This is a genomic window from Devosia sp. Root105 (assembly GCF_001424865.1).
GTDB lineage: Bacteria > Pseudomonadota > Alphaproteobacteria > Rhizobiales > Devosiaceae > Devosia_A.
Window position 1 is genome coordinate 603281 of the sequence record NZ_LMCR01000019.1, and the last position, 17172, is coordinate 620452.

A 17172-nucleotide genomic window follows, 5' to 3' on the forward strand; every position below is an offset into this window, starting at 1 on the left:
TTGGCCGGCACCGAGACCGACATGTGGCATTTTATGGAATGTCGTCAGCAATGGTTAGCCAATGGCAAACGGACTCGTCGAGCTCCCCTCCCCCTTGAGGGGAGGGAGGCTAGGTCGGTTTGGGCTGCTGCCAGGAAATCCCCATTTCGGCCCGCACCTCGATGCTGCCGAAGCGGGCCATGGGCTCGCGGCGGGCGATCGCCACGGCCTCCTCGAGGTCACGCGCCTCGATGACGAAGAAGCCGCCCAGGTGCTCCTTGCTTTCGATATACGGGCCGTCGGTGGCGGAGACCTTGCCGCCGCGCGAGCGGACGATGCGGGCAGTGCCGGGCTCCTTCAGCGCCAGGTCGAGGATCAGATGACCGCTGGCGGTCAGCTCGGCGTTCGCCGCCTGGTTGTCGCGATCCATGGCGGCGAGCTCTTCAGGGGTGGCGGCGTCGATCAGCGAGGGGTCGACATGGACGAGGCAGACGTAGCGCATCGGTTTCTCCTCTGGGGTTTCTCTGAGTGGTCGACCGGATGGCGACGGAATCGACATTCACACAGCAAAGAAAAAGGGCGCCCAGAGACGCCCTTTCGCATCAGGCTTCGACGACGACCGGTGGCGCCGCCGGTGCGCCGGCACTCTGGTCGGGGCGCTTGATCTTGAGGAACGGCACGAGGATCACCACCAGGCCGAACGAAATGATCTGGTAGACGATGGCCGGCGCCGCAGCTTCGGCGAAGGCGACATGCGGGGCGTTGCCGGCGGCAAAGCCAGCGGCGAGCTGGGTGAAGAAGATCTGCCCGACCAGCGCCACGCCGATGGCGCCGCCGACCTGCTGGAACGCCTGCAGCGCACCGGAGCCGGCACCGGCATCGCGGGCCGGGACACCCCCCAGCACCGACTGGAACAGCCCGGAGAAGCCGAGGCCGAGACCGAGACCGGCCAGCAGCAGCGGCGGCAGGAAGGTCCAGTGATCGACGCTGTCACCGAGCCCGCCGATGATGAAATCGAGCCAGGTGATGCCGACGACGAGGATCGCCGCGCCGAGCGCCAACCGAGTGCGCAGGTACCTCTGGCCGAGCCGGCCGATGAACAGCGAGACGGCGAGCACGCCGACCGAGAACGGCGTGTTGGTGAGGCCGGACTCGAGCGGGGTGAAGTTGTAGCCCGACTGCAGCAGCAGCGAGATGACCATGAACATGGCCGGCACGCCCGAGGCGAAGATAGTGGTGATGAGCAGGCCGAGCAGATAGTTCGGGTTGCTGATCAGGCTGAAATTGAGCAGTTGCGGCTGATCGATGCGGGCCCGGTGCCGCTCCCAGATGATGAACATGCCGGCGAATAGCAGGCCCACCGCCATCAGGCCCCAAAGCCAGGTCGGCCAACCCAGGGCGTGGCCTTCGACCAGCGGGAAGACCATGGCGACCATGGCGATGCCGAACAGGCCAATGCCGACGAAATCGTTCTTCAGCGTCGGGTGGCCCGGGGTGCGCGGGATCAGGTACCAGCCGGCGATAACGGCAAAGATGCCGAACGGGATGTTGACGAGGAAGATTGGCCGCCAGTCGAGATCGAAGAAGTTGGCGCCGATCAACAGGCCACCGACGATCGGACCGGCGACGGCAGCGAGGCCGGCGCTCAGACCGAACAGCGAGAACGCCTGGCCCTTTTCCTCGGGCGGGAAGGTGACCTGGGCGATGGCGAGCACCTGCGGGGTCATGGCGGCGCCGGCGAGGCCCTGCAGCACGCGGGCGATGATCAGCCACTCGATCGAGGGCGCCAGGCCGCAGAAGGCCGAGGCGAGCGTGAAGGCCGCGACGCCGATGAGGAACATGCGGGTGCGGCCGACGATGTCGCCGAGCCGGCCGAACGGCAACAGGCCCAGCGCGAAGGCCAGCACATAGGCGGCGATGACCCACTCGATCTGCGTCGGGTCGGCGCCGAGATTCTGCTGCAGGCTGGGGAGCGCGACGTTGACGATGGTGACGTCGATGAGATTCATGAAGCTGGCGAGCAGCAGCACGGCGAGCGCCACCCAGCGGCGCGGATCGGCATCGGCCTTGGACAGCGGCGGATGGAACTGCGAAGAAGGGAATTGCGAAGACATGGACTAGTTCCTGGTCGGTGTGGTTGAGCGAACGGCGCGGCGCAGCTCAGCGCACAGGCGTTCGAAATACTGGGGTGAGGTATCGGGGCCGCGGCCGAAGCCGACCAGCGCCCCGATGAACATGCTGGAGGCGGCCTCGGGATCGAGGTCCGCCCGGAAGGTTCCGTCGGCGACGCCGTCGACGAAGATCGCGGCAACCATCTGGTGCCACTTCAAGAGGATCGGCCGCATGGCGGCGTGGATGACTTCGTCGCGCCGTGCCCGCTCCATCAGCTCGGACATCACGGCGAGGGTGTCGCGCTGCTCGTAGAACATCTCGTGGAAGTCGAAGAACTCGTGCTCGAGCCGCTCCAACGGCGACAGGTGGGCGCGTGGCCGCACCAGCGACTGAGCCCGGAAGTCGTCGCGCATGGCACCGGCGACGAGGCCGATCAGCGCCTCCTTGGTGGGGACATGATAGTGCAGCGTCGCGACATTGATGCCGACCCGCGCCGCGATATCGCGGGTGCGCAGGCCCTCAAAGCCCTTCTCGGCAATGAGGTCGCGCGCTGCGGACGCGATGGCGCGGCGACGATCGTCGGTGTTTTCCCGTTTCGGGGCGGGGCTGGTGACGGTCATGGCTTCCTGGCTCGCCGACAATGTCGCGCCAGACGCCGTGATTTCGACGTTTCGCGCCTGGCAGCGCAGCCACATACACCTCGTCGCTCTGTCAATCAAGTGATTGATTGAACGGAATCGTTGGATCGACTTATAGGCGGGCTTTCCGCCTTTCCGGTTTCTTCCCGGTGACAAGAAGATGAGCCAGCAGCTGGGCAAGCTGCCGCGACTGCCGGCCGGGTTTCAGGTTGAGCTCGATGCAGCGCTGCTGGGGCGCGGCGACGCTTCTACCAGCGCGTGGCGGGAGCGCTTCGCGATCATCGAGCGCTTGACCGCCGGGCTGCGCAGCCTTGCACCGAGCGCGGGGTGAAAGTTCCGGCGAAAGCTGCCATATTGGTCGGATGAACGATCTTACTCCTCCGCCCCGCTCGCTCTCCCACGTCACCGACTGGGTGTTCGACCTCGACAACACGCTCTACCCGCGTGAATGCAACCTGTTCGCGCAGATCGACATGCTGATCTCGCACTATATGGTCGGCGTCACGCAGCTGCCGTTCGACGAGGCGCGGGCGCTGCAGAAAGCCTATTACCGCGACTATGGCACGACGCTGAACGGGCTGATGCAACTGCACGAGGTGGACCCGGACCATTTCCTCAACACCGTGCACGCCATCGACTACTCGCCGGTAGAGGCGCATCCCGACCTGGTCGAAGCGATCAAGGCACTGCCGGGGCGGAAGTTCATCCTCACCAATGGCGATGTCGGACATGCGCGCGCGGTGCTCAACCGGCTGGGCAACGCCGACGCACTGTTCGAGGACATCTTCGATATCCGCGCCATGAGTTACAAGCCCAAGCCCCTGCCCGAAGCTTATGAGGCGTTCTTCCACAAGCACGGCATCGATGCGCGCCGCGCCGCGATGTTCGACGATCTCGAAAAGAACCTGGTGGTGCCGCACGATACCGGCATGACCACGGTGCAGGTGATCGCCGGCGAGGCCTTCGCCCATGAGCAGGTGGAAGCCTGGGAGCTGGAACGCACCGGCGGCGCCCATGTGCACTATGTGACGGCGGACCTGGCGGGGTTTTTGCGGAAGCTGCCGTAAGGGCAGGTTGTGGCGCACACAGTGGCTCCCCACGACCCCCTCTCTGGCGAAAACTAAGGACTTAGCTGCGCTAAGCCCAAGTTTTCGCTTTCTCCCCCGCCAAGGGGGAGAGTCCCGACTGATGCGCCAATGCCAATGGTGGCCACTGATCATCTCCCCCCTTGCGGGGGAGAATGGAATTTCTTGGGCTTAGCTTCTTGGCTAAGCCTTAGAAATTCCAAGAGAGGGGATGCGGAGCCACCGCGCCTCCACGCAAGGGGGCCGTCTCTGTCAGTCTGGTTCAGCTCGCCAGCGTCACTTCCGGCAGATTGTAGTGCTCGCGGATGACGTTCCAGCCGTCTTCGGCGCTGTCGACGACGGTGAACAGATGTGGGTCGTCCGGCGCGATAGTGCCGGCGTCGGCCAGCGCCTCGAAGTTGATCACCCTGTTCCAGAACTCCTTGCCGAACAGCAGCAGCGGCACGCGCTCCATGCGACCGGTCTGGATCAGGGTCAGCGTCTCGAAGAACTCATCGAGCGTACCGAAGCCGCCGGGGAAGATGGCGACGGCGCGGGCCCGCAAGAGGAAGTGAATCTTGCGCGTGGCGAAATAGTGGAAATTGAAGCAGAGGTCGGGGGTGATGTAGGTGTTGGGCGCCTGCTCGTGCGGCAGGACGATGTTGAGCCCGATGCTGGGCGCGCCGACATCGGCGGCGCCGCGGTTGCCGGCCTCCATGACGCCGGGGCCACCGCCGGTGACCACCACATAATCGCGGAAGTTCAGGGCGCGTGAGGTGAGCGAGGCGTATTGAGCGAAGCGCCGGGCCTCGTCGTAGTAGCGCGAGGCCGCTTCGAGGTTCTTTTTCTGCGTCTCGTTGCGGGCGGCCCAGGCGGGTTTGCCCGGCTCGGGGATACGGGCGCCGCCGAACAGCACGACGGTCGAGCGGATGCCGTGCTCGCGCAGGCGGAACTCGGTCTTCAGATATTCCAGCTGGAAGCGGACGCCGCGGGTGTCCTCACTGGTCATGAACTCTTCGTCGGAGAAGGCGAGCCGGAACGCCGCGGATTCGGTCTGCGGCGTCGAGGGCGCGCGTTTTGCCGCATCCACGTCCTCGACTGAGGTACGAAGCGGGGTATGGGCGCGTCTGGCCATTCTGGCGTCTCCGAATAGTGGCCTTGAGCTTGTCACGGCCGGGGTTAAGGATCGTTGACAGCAGGACCGGGCCGGATAATGTCCGGCGCGCCGTCCTGCCACCCGACCGAAAGCACTTGTCATGTCGTATGCCGATCTCGCCCAGACCATCGATGCCGCCTGGGAGGCGCGCACCGAGATCAGCTCCAGTACGCAAGGCGCAGTGCGCGAGGCGGTGGAGACAGCGCTCGAACTGCTCGACAGCGGCAAGGCGCGCGTTGCCGACAAGTCGGGTGACGGCTGGACGGTCAATCAGTGGCTGAAGAAGGCGGTGCTGCTGAGCTTCCGGCTCAACGACAACGCGGTGATCCAGGGCCCCGGTGGCACCACTTGGTGGGACAAGGTGCCCTCGAAGTTCGAAGGCTGGGGCGAGAACCGTTTTCGTGAGGCCGGCTTCCGGGCGGTTCCCGGCTCGATCGTGCGACGCGGCTCGCATATCGGCCGCGGCGTCGTCCTGATGCCGAGCTTCGTCAATATCGGCGCCTTCGTCGACGAGAACTCGATGGTCGATGGCTGGGCCACGGTCGGCTCGTGCGCGCAGATCGGCAAGAACGTGCACCTGAGTGGCGGCGTCGGCATTGGCGGCGTGCTGGAGCCGATGCAGGCCGGCCCCACCATCATCGAGGACAACTGCTTTATCGGCGCCCGCTCCGAGGTGGTCGAGGGCGTGGTGGTCGGCGAGGGCTCGGTGCTGTCGATGGGCGTCTATATCGGCGCCTCGACCAAGATCGTCGACCGGGCGACCGGCGAAATCCATATCGGCAAGGTGCCGCCCTACTCCGTGGTGGTCTCGGGCAACCTGCCAGGCAAGCCGCTCCCCAATGGTCAGCCGGGCCCGAGCCTTTATTGCGCGGTGATCGTCAAGACGGTCGACGCGCAGACGCGGTCGAAGACCGGCATCAACGAGCTGTTGCGCGACTGACAGGGACGGACGGGACAATGACGCTCGCAGAGGGGATCAACCCCGTCCAGCTTCTCGCCGACCTGATCCGCCAGCCCTCAGTCACGCCGGAGCTGCATGGCGCGTTCGACGTGCTCGAGGCGGCCTTGGTGCCGCTGGGGTTCAGCTGCGAGCGCGTACGGTTCGAGGGGGATGGGTCCTATCCGGTCGACAACCTGTTCGCGACGCGCGGCAGCGAGGGCCGGCATCTGCTGTTTGCCGGGCATACCGACGTGGTGCCGCCCGGCGATAGCGCAGCGTGGCGGCATCAGCCGTTCGCGGCTGAGATCGTCGACGGGACGATCTATGGACGCGGCGCCGCCGACATGAAGTCGGGAATCGCGGCGTTCATCGCGGCGATCGCACGGGTGCCGGAGGCGGGGCGCATCTCGCTTGCCATCACCAATGACGAGGAAGCCGACGCGGTCAACGGCACCGACAAGCTGATGGCCTGGGCGGAAGCTCAGGGTCACCGCTTCGATTTCGCCATCGTCGGCGAGCAAAGCGCCACGGCGCGGGTGGGCGACAGCATCAAGGTGGGGCGGCGCGGCTCGCTCAACGGGCAGATCCGGGTGACCGGCACGCAGGGGCATGTCGCCTATCCCGACAAGGCCAACAACCCGCTGCCGACGGCGGCGCTGCTGATCGGGGCGCTGACCGGCAAGCTCGATGACGGCACCGAGCATTTTCCGCCCTCGAACCTCGAATTCACCTCGGCCGATGTCGGCAACGAGACCACCAATGTCATCCCGGCCTCGGTGCTGCTGCGTTTCAACGTGCGCTACAACGACCGCTGGACGCCGGAGAGCCTGATCGCGGCGATCGAAGAGGTGATCGGGAGCCAGGATTTGCGCGAATGCAGCGCCGAGTTCACCGTGGTCGGCCGTCCTTCCCGCTCATTCCTGTCGCCGCTCGGTGGGGGCGTCGAAACGCTGGTCGAGACCATCGCGCGACGCACCGGCATCCCGCCGGAACTGTCGACCGGCGGCGGTACGTCGGACGCGCGGTTCATCGCGGAATACTGCCCGGTGGTGGAGTTCGGGCTGCCCGGCCCGACCATGCACAAGGTGGACGAGAATGTGCGAGTCGCCGATGTCGAGGAGCTGACGGCGCTCTACGCCCAGTTCATCCGTGACTATCTGGGGGGCGAGTGATGGCGAACGGCTTTCTCAGCGCCGTGGGCACCGCAACGCAGACGGCGTTCGGCCGGGCGCCGGCCACCGACAGCCCGGCGACGGCGAGCTGGACGCATGCCGTCGCCGGCATCGTGGTGATGGCGTTGCTGCAGGTGGTGCTGCTGGTGGTGCCATTCGCAGGCGCGTTGCCGGAGGCACTGCGGGCGGTCGTCGATTTCGCCCTGCTGGCGCTGGTGATGACGGCGGTGCCGTTCGTCGTGGTCGGCGCGGCCGGATTGCTGCTGGGCAAGCAGGAACAGCTGCCCGGCTTCTTCCTGTTCCTGGCGCTGGTGCTGGCGCTGAGCCAACTGGTCGGCCTCATCATCGGGGCGTTCGGCATCAGCGCCGGCACGGCGATGATCGGTATCCTCGGCTACTTCGTGGCGCGGGCGGCAAAGAGCCTGTTCGGCATGGGCTGGGCCGGCGCGATCCTGCTCGGTGCGCTGGTGGCCGTCGCCTCGTTCGCTGCGAGCTTCATCTTCCTGATGCTGCCGACCGGGCAGGCGATGATGGCGGCGCCGTGAACGCCTTCGGCGAGCTGTGGCGCGCCATTGTCGGCTGGCTCGACCTGTTGACGGCGCGCCCGGGCGCGGCGCAGAAATTCAACCTCACCGGTCTCGGCCTCATCAACGCCACCGGCTGTTTCTTTGCCGTGGTGCTGGCGCTGATCCTCATCGAGAGTTCGCTCAGCGGCTTTCCCGGCTGGGCGACGGTCGTCCTCAGCCTTGTCGCCAATGCCCTGCAGCTCGGCGTCATATGGGTGGTGATCGCAGTGACGGCGCGGGTGTTTCGTACGCCTGGAGTAGCGATGGCGGTGCCCGCCACCTACGCCGTGGCGTTCGTCCTCGGGGTGTCGCTGCCGCTGGCCTATCTCGGCGGATCGAACATTCTCACGGCGACGCTCGGGGTCATCGGCTTTATGCTGTTCCGGGTGGCGCGCGAGGTCGGCAAACTCGGGATCGGCATTTCCGCCGCGTTTGCCATTCTTTCGATTGTCGCGCTTGTCGCCACCCGAGTCGGGCTCTACATGCTGACCACCGGACTGAACGGGGTCGGCTAGTGCCTGAACGCAGCAACGATATCTGGAACGAGGTGGCCTCGGCCGCCCGCGGCGTTGTGGCGCTGGTCATCGGTGACCGCCGGGCCAACGGCTATTTCGACTTCTCCGATCGCGGGCTGGTCGGCAGCTTCATCGCCTTCCTGGTGGTGGCGCTGCTCAACACCGCGGTGCCGCTGGTGCTGGGCGTGCCCGGAACGAGCGGTACGGCGTTCCGGGCCATTGCCACGGTGATCATCGTGCTGGCGCTGCAGATCGGCGCGGCGGCCCTGGTGCTGCGCCAGTTGAAGCGGCCCGATGCCTTGGTGCCCTACATCGTGGTCGACAACTGGGCGACCTTTTTCCTGACCATCGCCACGACGCTGCTCGGACTGGTGGGCGCCGGCGGCGAGCTGATGTTCATCGCCACGGGCATCGTGATCATCATCATCATGATCAACATCGCCCGGCTGATCCTGACGCTGACGCCCTGGCAGATCGCCTCATTCCTCGTGGTGCAACTGATCAGCGGCGTGATTGCACTGTTCGTGGTGAGCGCGGTGTTCCCGCTGTCGCCGGAGCAGTTGGCCGAACTGACGGCCGGCGCTGGAGCGGCTACGGCCCCCTGAAGCGCTGTCAGTAATCCACCTTGGTGAGGTAGAGCCCGTCGGGCGGGGCGAGCGGGCCGCAGCGGGCGCGATCGCGCGCATCGAGGGCAGCGCGGAAATCGCTTGGGCGCCATTTGCCGTCGCCCACCAGCTTCAGTGAGCCGACCATCGAGCGCACCTGCGAATGGAGGAAGCTCCGCGCCTTGGCGGTGACGATGATCATCTCGGCCTGCCGCGACACGGTGAAGATGTCGAGAGTGCGATCGGGCGACTTGGCCTGGCACTCGGCGGCGCGGAAGGTGGTGAAGTCGTGCTTGCCGAGGATCAGCTGCGCCGCCCTGTGCATCGCATCGGCATCGAGAGGCACCGGCACGTGCCAGACGCGGCCAGCATCGAGGCCGGGCCGGGCACGTCGGTTGAGGATGCGGTATTCGTAGTGCCGGGCGATGGCCGAGAAGCGGGCCTCGAAGCTTTCATCGACGCGATCGGCAGTGAGAATGGCCACCGGGTGCGGCTTGGTGTGATAGTTCAGCGCCTCGCGCACCTTGAATGGATCCCAGTCGCGCTCGAGGTCGAAATGCACCACCTGGCCGAGGGCATGCACGCCCGCATCGGTGCGACCGGCGGCCTGGGTGACGACGCTTTCACCGGAAAAGCGCTCGATCGCCTCCTCGAGCAGCTGCTGCACGGAGAGATCGCCCGCCTGCCGCTGCCAGCCGCAGAAGGGGCGGCCGTCGTATTCGATCGAGAGACGGTAGCGGGGCATCGCTAGAAAGGCCCCCTCACGATGCCCGCTCCGGCAACGCCCCTGCCCCACGCAGGAACGTCGCGGCGTCCATGGCGCCCTTACCTTCGCGCTGCACCATGGTGAGGCGGACGGCGCCGGCGCCGCAGGCGATGGTGAGGTCGGGAAGGATGGTGCCCGGGGCGCCCTCTGCGGCGACCAGCGTCGAGCGCAGCGCCTTGATGCGGGTGGGCGTGCCGTTAAGGCTCAGCTCGAACCAGGCGCCGGGGAATGGCGAGAGGCCGCGGATCAGGTTGTGCACCTCGCTCGCGGGCTTCGTCCAATCGATGCGGGCCTCGGCCTTGTCGATCTTACTGGCGTAGGTAACGCCCGCTTCCGGCTGTGGGGTGAAATGCAGGCTGCCACGGTCGAGCGCGGCGAGCGCCCGGCCCATCAGGTCGGCGCCGACCAGCATCATCCGGTCGTGCAGCTCGCCCGAGGTCATGTCGGGACCGATGGGCATTTCCTCGATCAGGCCGACGGCGCCGGTATCGAGGCCCTCGTCCATCTGCATCACCATGATGCCGGTGCGCGCGTCGCCCGCCATGACCGCCCGCTGGATCGGCGCGGCGCCGCGCCAGCGCGGCAGCAGCGAGCCATGGAGGTTGAGGCAGCCGAGCCGCGGGGCCTCGAGGATTGGCTTGGGCAGGATCAGGCCATAGGCGACGACCACCCCCACATCAGCATCGAGCGAGGCAAACACCTCCTGCTCGGGCGCCTGCTTCAGCGAGCGCGGGGTGAACACCGGGATGCCGAAGCCCTCGGCCGCCTCATGCACCGGCGACTTACGCTCAGCCTGGCCGCGGCCGGCGGGTTTTGGCGCACGCGTATAGACGGCGACCACCTCGTGGCCGGTCGAGACGATCTCGGTGAGGGTGGGCACGGCGAATTCCGGCGTGCCCATGAAGATGATTTTCATACGACCTCTCAGTCGGGATTTCGGGAGGCGCCGATGTTGGTGGTCGCCCCCTCCACCAGCTTCGCTGGTCCCCACGCGGTGAAGGCCTGAGGCCTTCATCCGCCTCCCCCGCTACGCAGGGGAGGACCACCGAGAGTCCGAGCTCAGCCCGCCTTCTTGGCGAGGCGCTCGGCCTTCTGGAACTTCTTCAGCACGCGGTCGCGCTTCAGCCGGCTCAGATAGTCGATGTAGAGCACGCCATCGAGGTGATCGAGCTCGTGCTGGACGCAGACCGCCAGGCGATCCTTGGCGTCGAGCTCCACTTCCTTGCCGTCGAGATCGGTGTAGCGGACGGTGACCTCAGCCGGACGCTCGACATCATAGTAGAGCTCGGGGATGGAGAGGCAGCCTTCCTCGGTGGTGACGGTCTCGTCGGAGTATTTGAGAATCTCGGGGTTGATCATGACCAGCGGCGCGGCCGGCTCGTCTTCCTTGGCGAGGTCCATGACGACGATACGTTTCAGCTCGCCGATCTGCGGCGCGGCGAGGCCAATGCCCGGCGCGTCGTACATGGTCTCGAGCATGTCCTTGGCGAGCTGCTTGATGCCATCGTCGATCTTCTCGATCGGCTCTGCAATGGCGCGCAGGCGCTCGTCGGGCAGGATCAGGATGGGGCGCTTGGCCATGAACGTTCAGTCCTTCATCGGGGGTTGCCGCTGAATATGGTATTTCCCCGGCGCCGGTCAACGGCCAGCCGGTTTACGCTCTGTTTACGCCAATTGCGGCGCCGAAGAACAATGCAGGAACAACGGCGTCGAATCGTGTAAGCTGAGGCGATGGATCGAGTGCTTTTCGTCATCGCCGACTTCCCCGTCACGCTTGAGATCGCCGCCTATGCGGCTGTGGGAGTCGTCGCGGCCCTCTTGGTGGCGCTGCTCGTCGTAGTGGTGCGCCAGTCGCGCGCCCGGGCGGAAGAGGCAGAGCAGCGCGCCGAAGAGGCAGCCGCGGCGCAGCTCAAGGCGCAGGAGACCGAACGCTACATCGCCGACATGGTTCGCGTGCAGTCGGAGATGACCGGCCGGATGCAGACGATGAGCGAGATTTTTGGCTCGCGCACCTCCGACCTGGCACGGCTGGTGAACGAACGGCTCGACAGCCAGGGCCAGCGCATCGGCGCGGTCATGCAGGAGAGCAACGTCAAGACCAACGAGAGCTTGGCGAAGCTCCAGGAACGGCTGGCGGTGATCGACCGGGCGCAATCCAACATCACCCAGCTCAGCCAGAATGTGGTGTCGCTGCAGTCGATCCTCGCCAACAAGCAGACGCGCGGCGCGTTCGGCCAGGGCCGGATGGAAGCGATCATCGGCGATGGGCTGGCGCAGAACGCCTATGCGTTCCAGGCGACGCTGTCGAACGGCAGCCGCCCCGATGCGCTGGTCTATATGCCGAACGGGGCGCCGTCGCTGGTGATCGACGCCAAGTTCCCGCTGGAGAGCTGGCAGGGCTTTTCAGGTGCCGGTGACGGCGAGGACCCGCGTTTCGCGGCCAGCCGGTTCCGCAACGACATGGGCGTCCATATCAAGGCGATCTCGGAAAAATACCTGATCGCCGGGGAGACCGCTGACACGGCCTTCCTGTTCGTGCCGTCGGAATCGATCTTTGCGGACCTGCACGAACATTTCGAGGATGTGGTGCAGCGTGCGCTGAAGGCGCGCATCGTCATCGTTTCGCCGTCAATCCTGATGCTGTCCATCCAGGTGGTGCAGGCGCTGCTGCGCGACGTGAAGATGCGCGAAGAGGCCTATCGCATCCAGACCGAGGTGCGGGCGCTATTGACCGATGTCGGCCGGCTGGACGAGCGGGTGCGCAAGCTCCAGACCCACTTCACCCAGGCCGCCGGGGATATCGGCGACATCGTCACCTCGTCCTCAAAGATCGTGAAGCGCGGCGAGCGGATCGAGGCGATGGAGTTCGATGAAGCCCGGCCGGAGCCGCAGCGGCTCGCCGGCGAATAGCCTGCTCACATCGCCTCACAAGCGTGCGAGCGTCATCCCCAAGTCCGGTTGCACGCCTTAGCCTCCCCCGCGTCAAAACGCAGGAGGACGGCGAAATGGACGAGAGGGATACACCCCAGATCTCGCAGGAGATGATCAATCTCTTCGACGACTACACCCACCTGAGCCTCGACCGCCGTAAGTTCATGGACAATCTCGCTAAGCTCGCAGGCTCGATGAGCGCGGCGACGGTGGCAGCGGCGCTGATGGCATCAAACGCCAAGGCGCAGGGTCTGGTGCCGGAGGACGATGCGCGGCTGGTTGCCGAGGACGTGACCTATCCGGGCGCGAAAGGCGAGATGCGCGGCTACCTCGCCTACCCTGCCGAGGGCGGACCGTTCGGAGCGGTGATCGTGGTGCACGAGAATCGCGGGCTCAATGCGCACACCAGGGACGTGGCGCGGCGCGTGGCGCTCGAGGGCTTCGTGGCGCTGGCGCCCGACTTCCTCTCCGACCTCGGCGGCACGCCCGCCGACGAGGAGGCGGCGCGGCCGATGTTCCAGCAGTTGCCGGCGGCAGACGTGGCGGCCAATGGTGTCGCTACCATCGCCTGGCTGAAGACCCATGCGAAGGTCAACGGCAAGGTCGGCGCCATGGGCTTCTGCTGGGGCGGCGGGACGGTCAATAACCTCGCGACAGTGGCGCCCGACCTCCTCGCGGCGGTGCCCTACTATGGCGGGCAGCCGGATGCCGCGGCGGTGCCCAACATCAAGGCCAAGGTGATGGCGCACTATGGCGGGCTCGATGAGCGGATCAACGCCGGCATCCCCGCCTTCGAGGCAGCGCTGAAGGCCGCCGGGATCGACCACCAGATCTTCATCTACGAGGGCGCCAACCACGCCTTCAACAACGACACCTCGGCCGCGCGCTACAGCAAGGAAGCGTCCGACCTGGCCTGGTCGCGAACGATCGGGCTGTTCCGCGAGGTGCTCGCCTGAGCGCAGCCGGAGAGCGCGGGGACGGAGGTGCGCCCCTGCGCCACAAGAAAGCTCGGAGAGCGCCTTCTCCCACGTGGGAGAAGGCAGCCGGCCGTTACTTCCGCCAGCGCAGCGGATCGTCGATCGGCCGAGGCGATGGTGGCAGGCCGATATCGCGCCGGAGGCTGTCGGGGAGTTGCGGCTCACGGCGCAGTTTTCCCGAGCGGATCCAGGATAGCAGCCAGTTTCGCCAGCCGGGGCGACGGGCAACGTCGCGGCTGGAAGCGGGGGCAGTGGTCTCAGATTCTGTCATAGCCAAGCAGGCGCGTGGCGCCTGTCTCCTTGTTACGAGGGGAAGGCGCCAGCGAATGAAAAAGGCCCTCGGCCCGGCGATATCCGCCGGAGCCTGGGCCTTTGCCATCGTAGCGATGTGGTTAGAGGTGCGCCGGCAAGCGGCGGCTAAGCCCTATCGTCGGCGCATCACAAAACTCGCAGACATGGTCCATACCTCCATCGACCGCGGCACTGAGCGCCACGGACAACATGGAAGCTAGGCGGCCTGTCCGCTCGACGCAAGGCCGCCGCCGCGCGGAGCTAGCCGGCCAGTGCCTGCAGGGGCGGCGGCAGGATGCTGTCGAGCAGCTTGGTCCTGCCCTCGGTAAGCGCAGCGAAGGTCCGGATGTCTTCCGGGCGGCTCAGCAGATAGCCCTGCGCCGTCTGGCAGACCTCGCTCTTGAGGAACGCCAGCTCCTCGGCCCGTTCGACGCCTTCGGCGACAACCGGAACGTTCAAGCCGCTGCCCAGACCCAGTACCGCCCGCACGATGGCGGCCGACTGGTCATTGTTGTCGACGGCGCGGATGAAGGACTGATCGACCTTGATCTTACTGAACGGGAAAGCGCGGAGGTTCGCCAGCGACGAGTAGCCGGTGCCGAAATCGTCCATGGCGATGCGGACGCCGAGCGCCCGGATCTGCCTGAGCGTCGTTACGGCCCGCATCATGTCGCGGATCAGCGCCGTTTCGGTGATCTCCACCTCGAGCCGGGCCGGCGACAGGCCGGTGCTGATCAGCACCTCGTGCACGGTCTGCGCGAAGGTGGGCGAATGCACCTGCACTGCCGAGACGTTCACCGCCACCGAAAGCGGCGACTTCCAGCGCGCCGCTTCGCTGGCGGCGGCACGCAGCACCCACTCGCCGATCTGCAGGATCAGCCCGCTCTCCTCGGCCACCGGCACGAACACCGACGGTGGAATCTCGCCGCGTTCCGGATGCTTCCAGCGGACCAGCGCCTCGAAGCCGGTGACTTCGCCCGACTGGATATCGACCTGCGGCTGATAGACGAGGCGCAACTGATTGCGCGACACGGCGTGGCGCAGGTCATGCTCGAGCATGCGGCGGTCCCGCACTTCGGCGCCCATGGCGTTCTCGAAGAAGCGGTAGATGCCGCGCCCATCCTGCTTGGCGCGATAGAGCGCCGTGTCGGCATGAGTCATCAGCTGCTCGGCGGTATCGGCGTTATCAGGGAACAGTGCGATGCCGATCGACGCGGAGATCAGTGCACCGCCGGCCGATTGCTCGTTGTTGCGGCGGAAGCCGTCGAGGATCTGCTCGGCGATGCGACCGGCGCGGGCCGGCGTGCCGATATCCCCAAGCAGCACTGCAAACTCGTCGCCGCCCAGGCGCGCGGCGTCACCGACACCCTCGATGGCGCCGAGCAGCGCCTGGCCGACGCGCTGCAGCAAGGCATCGCCGGCGGCGTGCCCGAACAGGTCGTTGACCTCCTTGAAGCGATCGAGATCGAGGCAGAGCACGGCGAAGCTCTGCTCGTGACGCCGCGCGTGGCTGATCTCGTCCTCAAGCTTGCGCGAAAAGCTCACCCGGTTGGGGAGGCCCGTCAACGCATCATGGTGGGCGAGGAAGCGGATATGCTGCTCGGCCTGCTTGCGGGCCGAGAGATCGCGGATGGCGATGGCCTGGTGTGGCTGGCCGGCGAAATCCACCTGGCGCAGGATGACTTCGGCAGGCACCGCGCCGAAGCCGGTCTTCAGGTCGGTCTCGACCGCGATGTTGGGTCGCTCGAGCAGCATGGAGCAAGCGGCCGAACCGAGGAATTCCGAAAGCTGCCGGCCGCTGACCGAAGCCTGCGGCAGGTCGACCATGGAGAGAAAGCTCTGGTTGGCGGTGACGATTTCGCCACCGCGCACCACCAGGAGGCCCTCCACCGCGGCATCGGCGAGGCCGCGCATGCGGTCGCTCTCGGCGAGAGTGCGGCGGCGATCGAGCAGGTCGAGGTAGGTACCACCAAGTGCAAACACCAGGATCATCACCGAGACCAGCGCGACGACGATCGATAGCCATTGCGGCGTCTGGTCTTCGGCAGAGACCACCGGGAAGCAGTTCTCCAGCCCCGCTGCTCCCATGGCAGTGAAATGCATGGCGCAGATGGCAAGCGTGAGGAGGATCGTGGCACGGATGCGGTGGCGCAGGGTGTGTCCGTTCACTGCGAAATAGATCGACGCTCCGGCAAGGGCCACGCCCAGCAGCACGGACACGGCGACCAGCGGCGAAGCCCAGGCAATGCCGCCGCCGATCAGCAGCGAGGCCATGCCGGTATAATGCATCAAGGCGATACCGAGGCCGATGACGGCGCCGCCGAGCACGGAATCGGAACGGCGGGTGCCGAGCGCGGCGAACCACAGGCCACCCCCGACGATCGAGATGGCGATGCTGAGTGAAACCAGGGTGAGCGGCAGGTCGTAGCCAACCGGCATGCCGGCATTGAACGAGAGCATGGCGACGAAATGCGTCGCCCAGATGCCGAAGCCGACGGAGAAGGCGGCGACTGCCAGCCAGACCCGTTGCATGGCGCCTGTGGTGCGGCGGGCATGATGGAGCAGGGTAATGCCGGCAAAAGCGGAGAGCGCACAAACCAAAGCCGCCAGGGCCACCAGGCGGAGGTCGTGTTGCTCGAAGAGCGTAGTCAGTACAGTTTGCAAGATGGCGCGTCCTTCTGGAGCCAATGCCACTGCTCTCGGCCCCCACTGGTGAAGGGAGTGTTGCGCCCGCAGCTGTGACTTGTACTTAATCGCTCACGTCTGGAGACGCCGTAAACGGAGGCTTAAGATATGGGCTGAACCCGTCGCTGGGTGTGTGCGTTACTGCTCACTGAGGGAGGCGCCGATGATCTCGAACCATTTTCGCGGCTTGATCGCCGAGGACACCCCGGCCGGCAATGACGGCGACACACCCGGCTTTGCCCAGCCTGTGAGCCAGACCGAGATCGAAGAGCTGCTCTATGGCGACGACTGGCCGGCGGTCGAGCGGCTGGCGCGGCTGCTGGCGATCCGCGACGAGCTCAGCAACCTCGAAGCGACGGATTTCGGCGATGACGATCCGCGCACCCTGATCGGCGCCATCGACGAAGCGGTCGCCCAGCTCAATGGGCTCGCCGGCGAAGGCATGGACCCGACCTCGGTCGACCACGATCCGGCGGCGCATCGCGAAACGCTGTCGCCCGATTCCGACGAGCTCGAGGCAATCGAGGCAGCCGATGAGGCCTCGCTCGAAGACGAGCCGGAAAGCGCTATCGACAAGAGCCAGTGGATCGACGGCGACGGGCTGGAGCGGGGCGAGGGTTAGTCTGGAGCGGACTGCACGCGATTCATCTGTTAGCGCCTCCCTCCCCCTTGAGGGTGTTCAGACCGGAGACAAGGTGGACGGGTGTTCGGAGACATGGTGGACAGTTTGGGCTGTGTTGTCTCGCAGGTCGATCTGAGCGATGCGATGGCGTCG

General features: G+C 66.1%; 18 protein-coding genes. 10 read left to right on the forward strand and 8 right to left on the reverse strand.

Going from position 1 to position 17172, the window contains the following annotated elements:
* Positions 1–109 precede the first annotated feature (109 nt).
* The 3 genes from ASC68_RS25385 to ASC68_RS25395 all read right to left on the reverse strand — a co-directional run bounded on the left by ASC68_RS25385 (position 110) and on the right by ASC68_RS25395 (position 2711).
* On the reverse strand, positions 110–481 hold the full coding sequence (locus ASC68_RS25385; RefSeq protein WP_055886052.1) for a YciI family protein: 372 nt from the start codon (positions 479–481) through the stop codon (positions 110–112).
* 100 nt (positions 482–581) lie between these two features.
* Positions 582–2093, reverse strand: coding sequence for an MFS transporter (locus tag ASC68_RS25390; protein ID WP_082528467.1), 1512 nt, complete (start codon positions 2091–2093; stop codon positions 582–584).
* Between the two features lie 3 nt (positions 2094–2096).
* Complete coding sequence (locus tag ASC68_RS25395; RefSeq protein WP_162247994.1) at positions 2097–2711, reverse strand: TetR/AcrR family transcriptional regulator; 615 nt, start codon at positions 2709–2711, stop codon at positions 2097–2099.
* A 178-nt stretch (positions 2712–2889) separates the two neighbouring features.
* On the opposite strand from ASC68_RS25395, the gene ASC68_RS28835 reads away from it, so the two are divergent.
* Both ASC68_RS28835 and ASC68_RS25400 read left to right on the forward strand, forming a co-directional pair.
* Complete coding sequence (locus ASC68_RS28835; RefSeq protein WP_156387443.1) at positions 2890–3060, forward strand: hypothetical protein; 171 nt, start codon at positions 2890–2892, stop codon at positions 3058–3060.
* A 31-nt stretch (positions 3061–3091) separates the two neighbouring features.
* Positions 3092–3796, forward strand: a complete 705-nt coding sequence (locus tag ASC68_RS25400; RefSeq protein ID WP_055886059.1) for a pyrimidine 5'-nucleotidase — start codon at positions 3092–3094, stop codon at positions 3794–3796.
* A 280-nt stretch (positions 3797–4076) separates the two neighbouring features.
* Here the strand turns inward: ASC68_RS25400 and ASC68_RS25405 are convergent, their stop codons facing one another.
* On the reverse strand, positions 4077–4928 hold the full coding sequence (locus tag ASC68_RS25405; RefSeq protein ID WP_055886063.1) for an LOG family protein: 852 nt from the start codon (positions 4926–4928) through the stop codon (positions 4077–4079).
* Between the two features lie 121 nt (positions 4929–5049).
* On the opposite strand from ASC68_RS25405, the gene dapD reads away from it, so the two are divergent.
* The 5 genes from dapD to ASC68_RS25430 are packed head-to-tail and all read left to right on the forward strand — an operon-like array spanning position 5050 to position 8747.
* On the forward strand, positions 5050–5889 hold the full coding sequence (gene dapD, locus ASC68_RS25410) for a 2,3,4,5-tetrahydropyridine-2,6-dicarboxylate N-succinyltransferase (RefSeq protein ID WP_055886066.1): 840 nt from the start codon (positions 5050–5052) through the stop codon (positions 5887–5889).
* Positions 5890–5906: 17 nt separating this feature from the next.
* Positions 5907–7061, forward strand: coding sequence for a succinyl-diaminopimelate desuccinylase (gene dapE, locus ASC68_RS25415; RefSeq protein ID WP_055886070.1), 1155 nt, complete (start codon positions 5907–5909; stop codon positions 7059–7061).
* Entirely contained in the window at positions 7061–7606 is a 546-nt protein-coding gene (locus ASC68_RS25420) for a hypothetical protein (RefSeq protein ID WP_055886073.1), read from the forward strand. The genes dapE and ASC68_RS25420 overlap by 1 nt, the downstream gene beginning before the upstream one ends.
* The gene (locus ASC68_RS25425; protein ID WP_055886077.1) at positions 7603–8142 is read left to right on the forward strand and encodes a hypothetical protein; all 540 of its coding nucleotides are present in this window, start codon (positions 7603–7605) and stop codon (positions 8140–8142) included. The genes ASC68_RS25420 and ASC68_RS25425 overlap by 4 nt, the downstream gene beginning before the upstream one ends.
* On the forward strand, positions 8142–8747 hold the full coding sequence (locus ASC68_RS25430; RefSeq protein ID WP_055886081.1) for a hypothetical protein: 606 nt from the start codon (positions 8142–8144) through the stop codon (positions 8745–8747). Before ASC68_RS25425 ends, ASC68_RS25430 begins: the two co-directional genes overlap by 1 nt.
* A gap of 7 nt (positions 8748–8754) precedes the next feature.
* Here the strand turns inward: ASC68_RS25430 and truA are convergent, their stop codons facing one another.
* The 3 genes from truA to def all read right to left on the reverse strand — a co-directional run bounded on the left by truA (position 8755) and on the right by def (position 11094).
* Positions 8755–9492 carry a tRNA pseudouridine(38-40) synthase TruA gene (gene truA / locus ASC68_RS25435; RefSeq protein WP_055886086.1) on the reverse strand — a complete coding sequence of 246 codons (738 nt, stop codon included), beginning with the start codon at positions 9490–9492 and terminating at the stop codon, positions 8755–8757.
* 16 nt (positions 9493–9508) lie between these two features.
* Positions 9509–10429, reverse strand: a complete 921-nt coding sequence (gene fmt / locus ASC68_RS25440; protein ID WP_055886088.1) for a methionyl-tRNA formyltransferase — start codon at positions 10427–10429, stop codon at positions 9509–9511.
* Between the two features lie 143 nt (positions 10430–10572).
* The gene (gene def, locus ASC68_RS25445) at positions 10573–11094 is read right to left on the reverse strand and encodes a peptide deformylase (RefSeq protein WP_055886090.1); all 522 of its coding nucleotides are present in this window, start codon (positions 11092–11094) and stop codon (positions 10573–10575) included.
* 150 nt (positions 11095–11244) lie between these two features.
* On the opposite strand from def, the gene rmuC reads away from it, so the two are divergent.
* Together rmuC and ASC68_RS25455 are read left to right on the forward strand one after the other, a co-directional pair.
* The gene (rmuC, locus tag ASC68_RS25450; RefSeq protein WP_055886093.1) at positions 11245–12423 is read left to right on the forward strand and encodes a DNA recombination protein RmuC; all 1179 of its coding nucleotides are present in this window, start codon (positions 11245–11247) and stop codon (positions 12421–12423) included.
* 95 nt (positions 12424–12518) lie between these two features.
* Positions 12519–13400, forward strand: a complete 882-nt coding sequence (locus ASC68_RS25455; RefSeq protein WP_055886095.1) for a dienelactone hydrolase family protein — start codon at positions 12519–12521, stop codon at positions 13398–13400.
* A 573-nt stretch (positions 13401–13973) separates the two neighbouring features.
* Here the strand turns inward: ASC68_RS25455 and ASC68_RS25460 are convergent.
* On the reverse strand, positions 13974–16376 hold the full coding sequence (locus ASC68_RS25460) for a bifunctional diguanylate cyclase/phosphodiesterase (RefSeq protein WP_055886098.1): 2403 nt from the start codon (positions 16374–16376) through the stop codon (positions 13974–13976).
* Positions 16377–16560: 184 nt separating this feature from the next.
* Between ASC68_RS25460 and ASC68_RS25465 the strand changes: the two genes are divergently transcribed.
* Positions 16561–17019 (forward strand): hypothetical protein, encoded by a 459-nt coding sequence (locus ASC68_RS25465; protein WP_055886103.1) that lies wholly within the window; start codon positions 16561–16563, stop codon positions 17017–17019.
* The last annotated feature ends 153 nt before the right edge of the window (positions 17020–17172 follow it).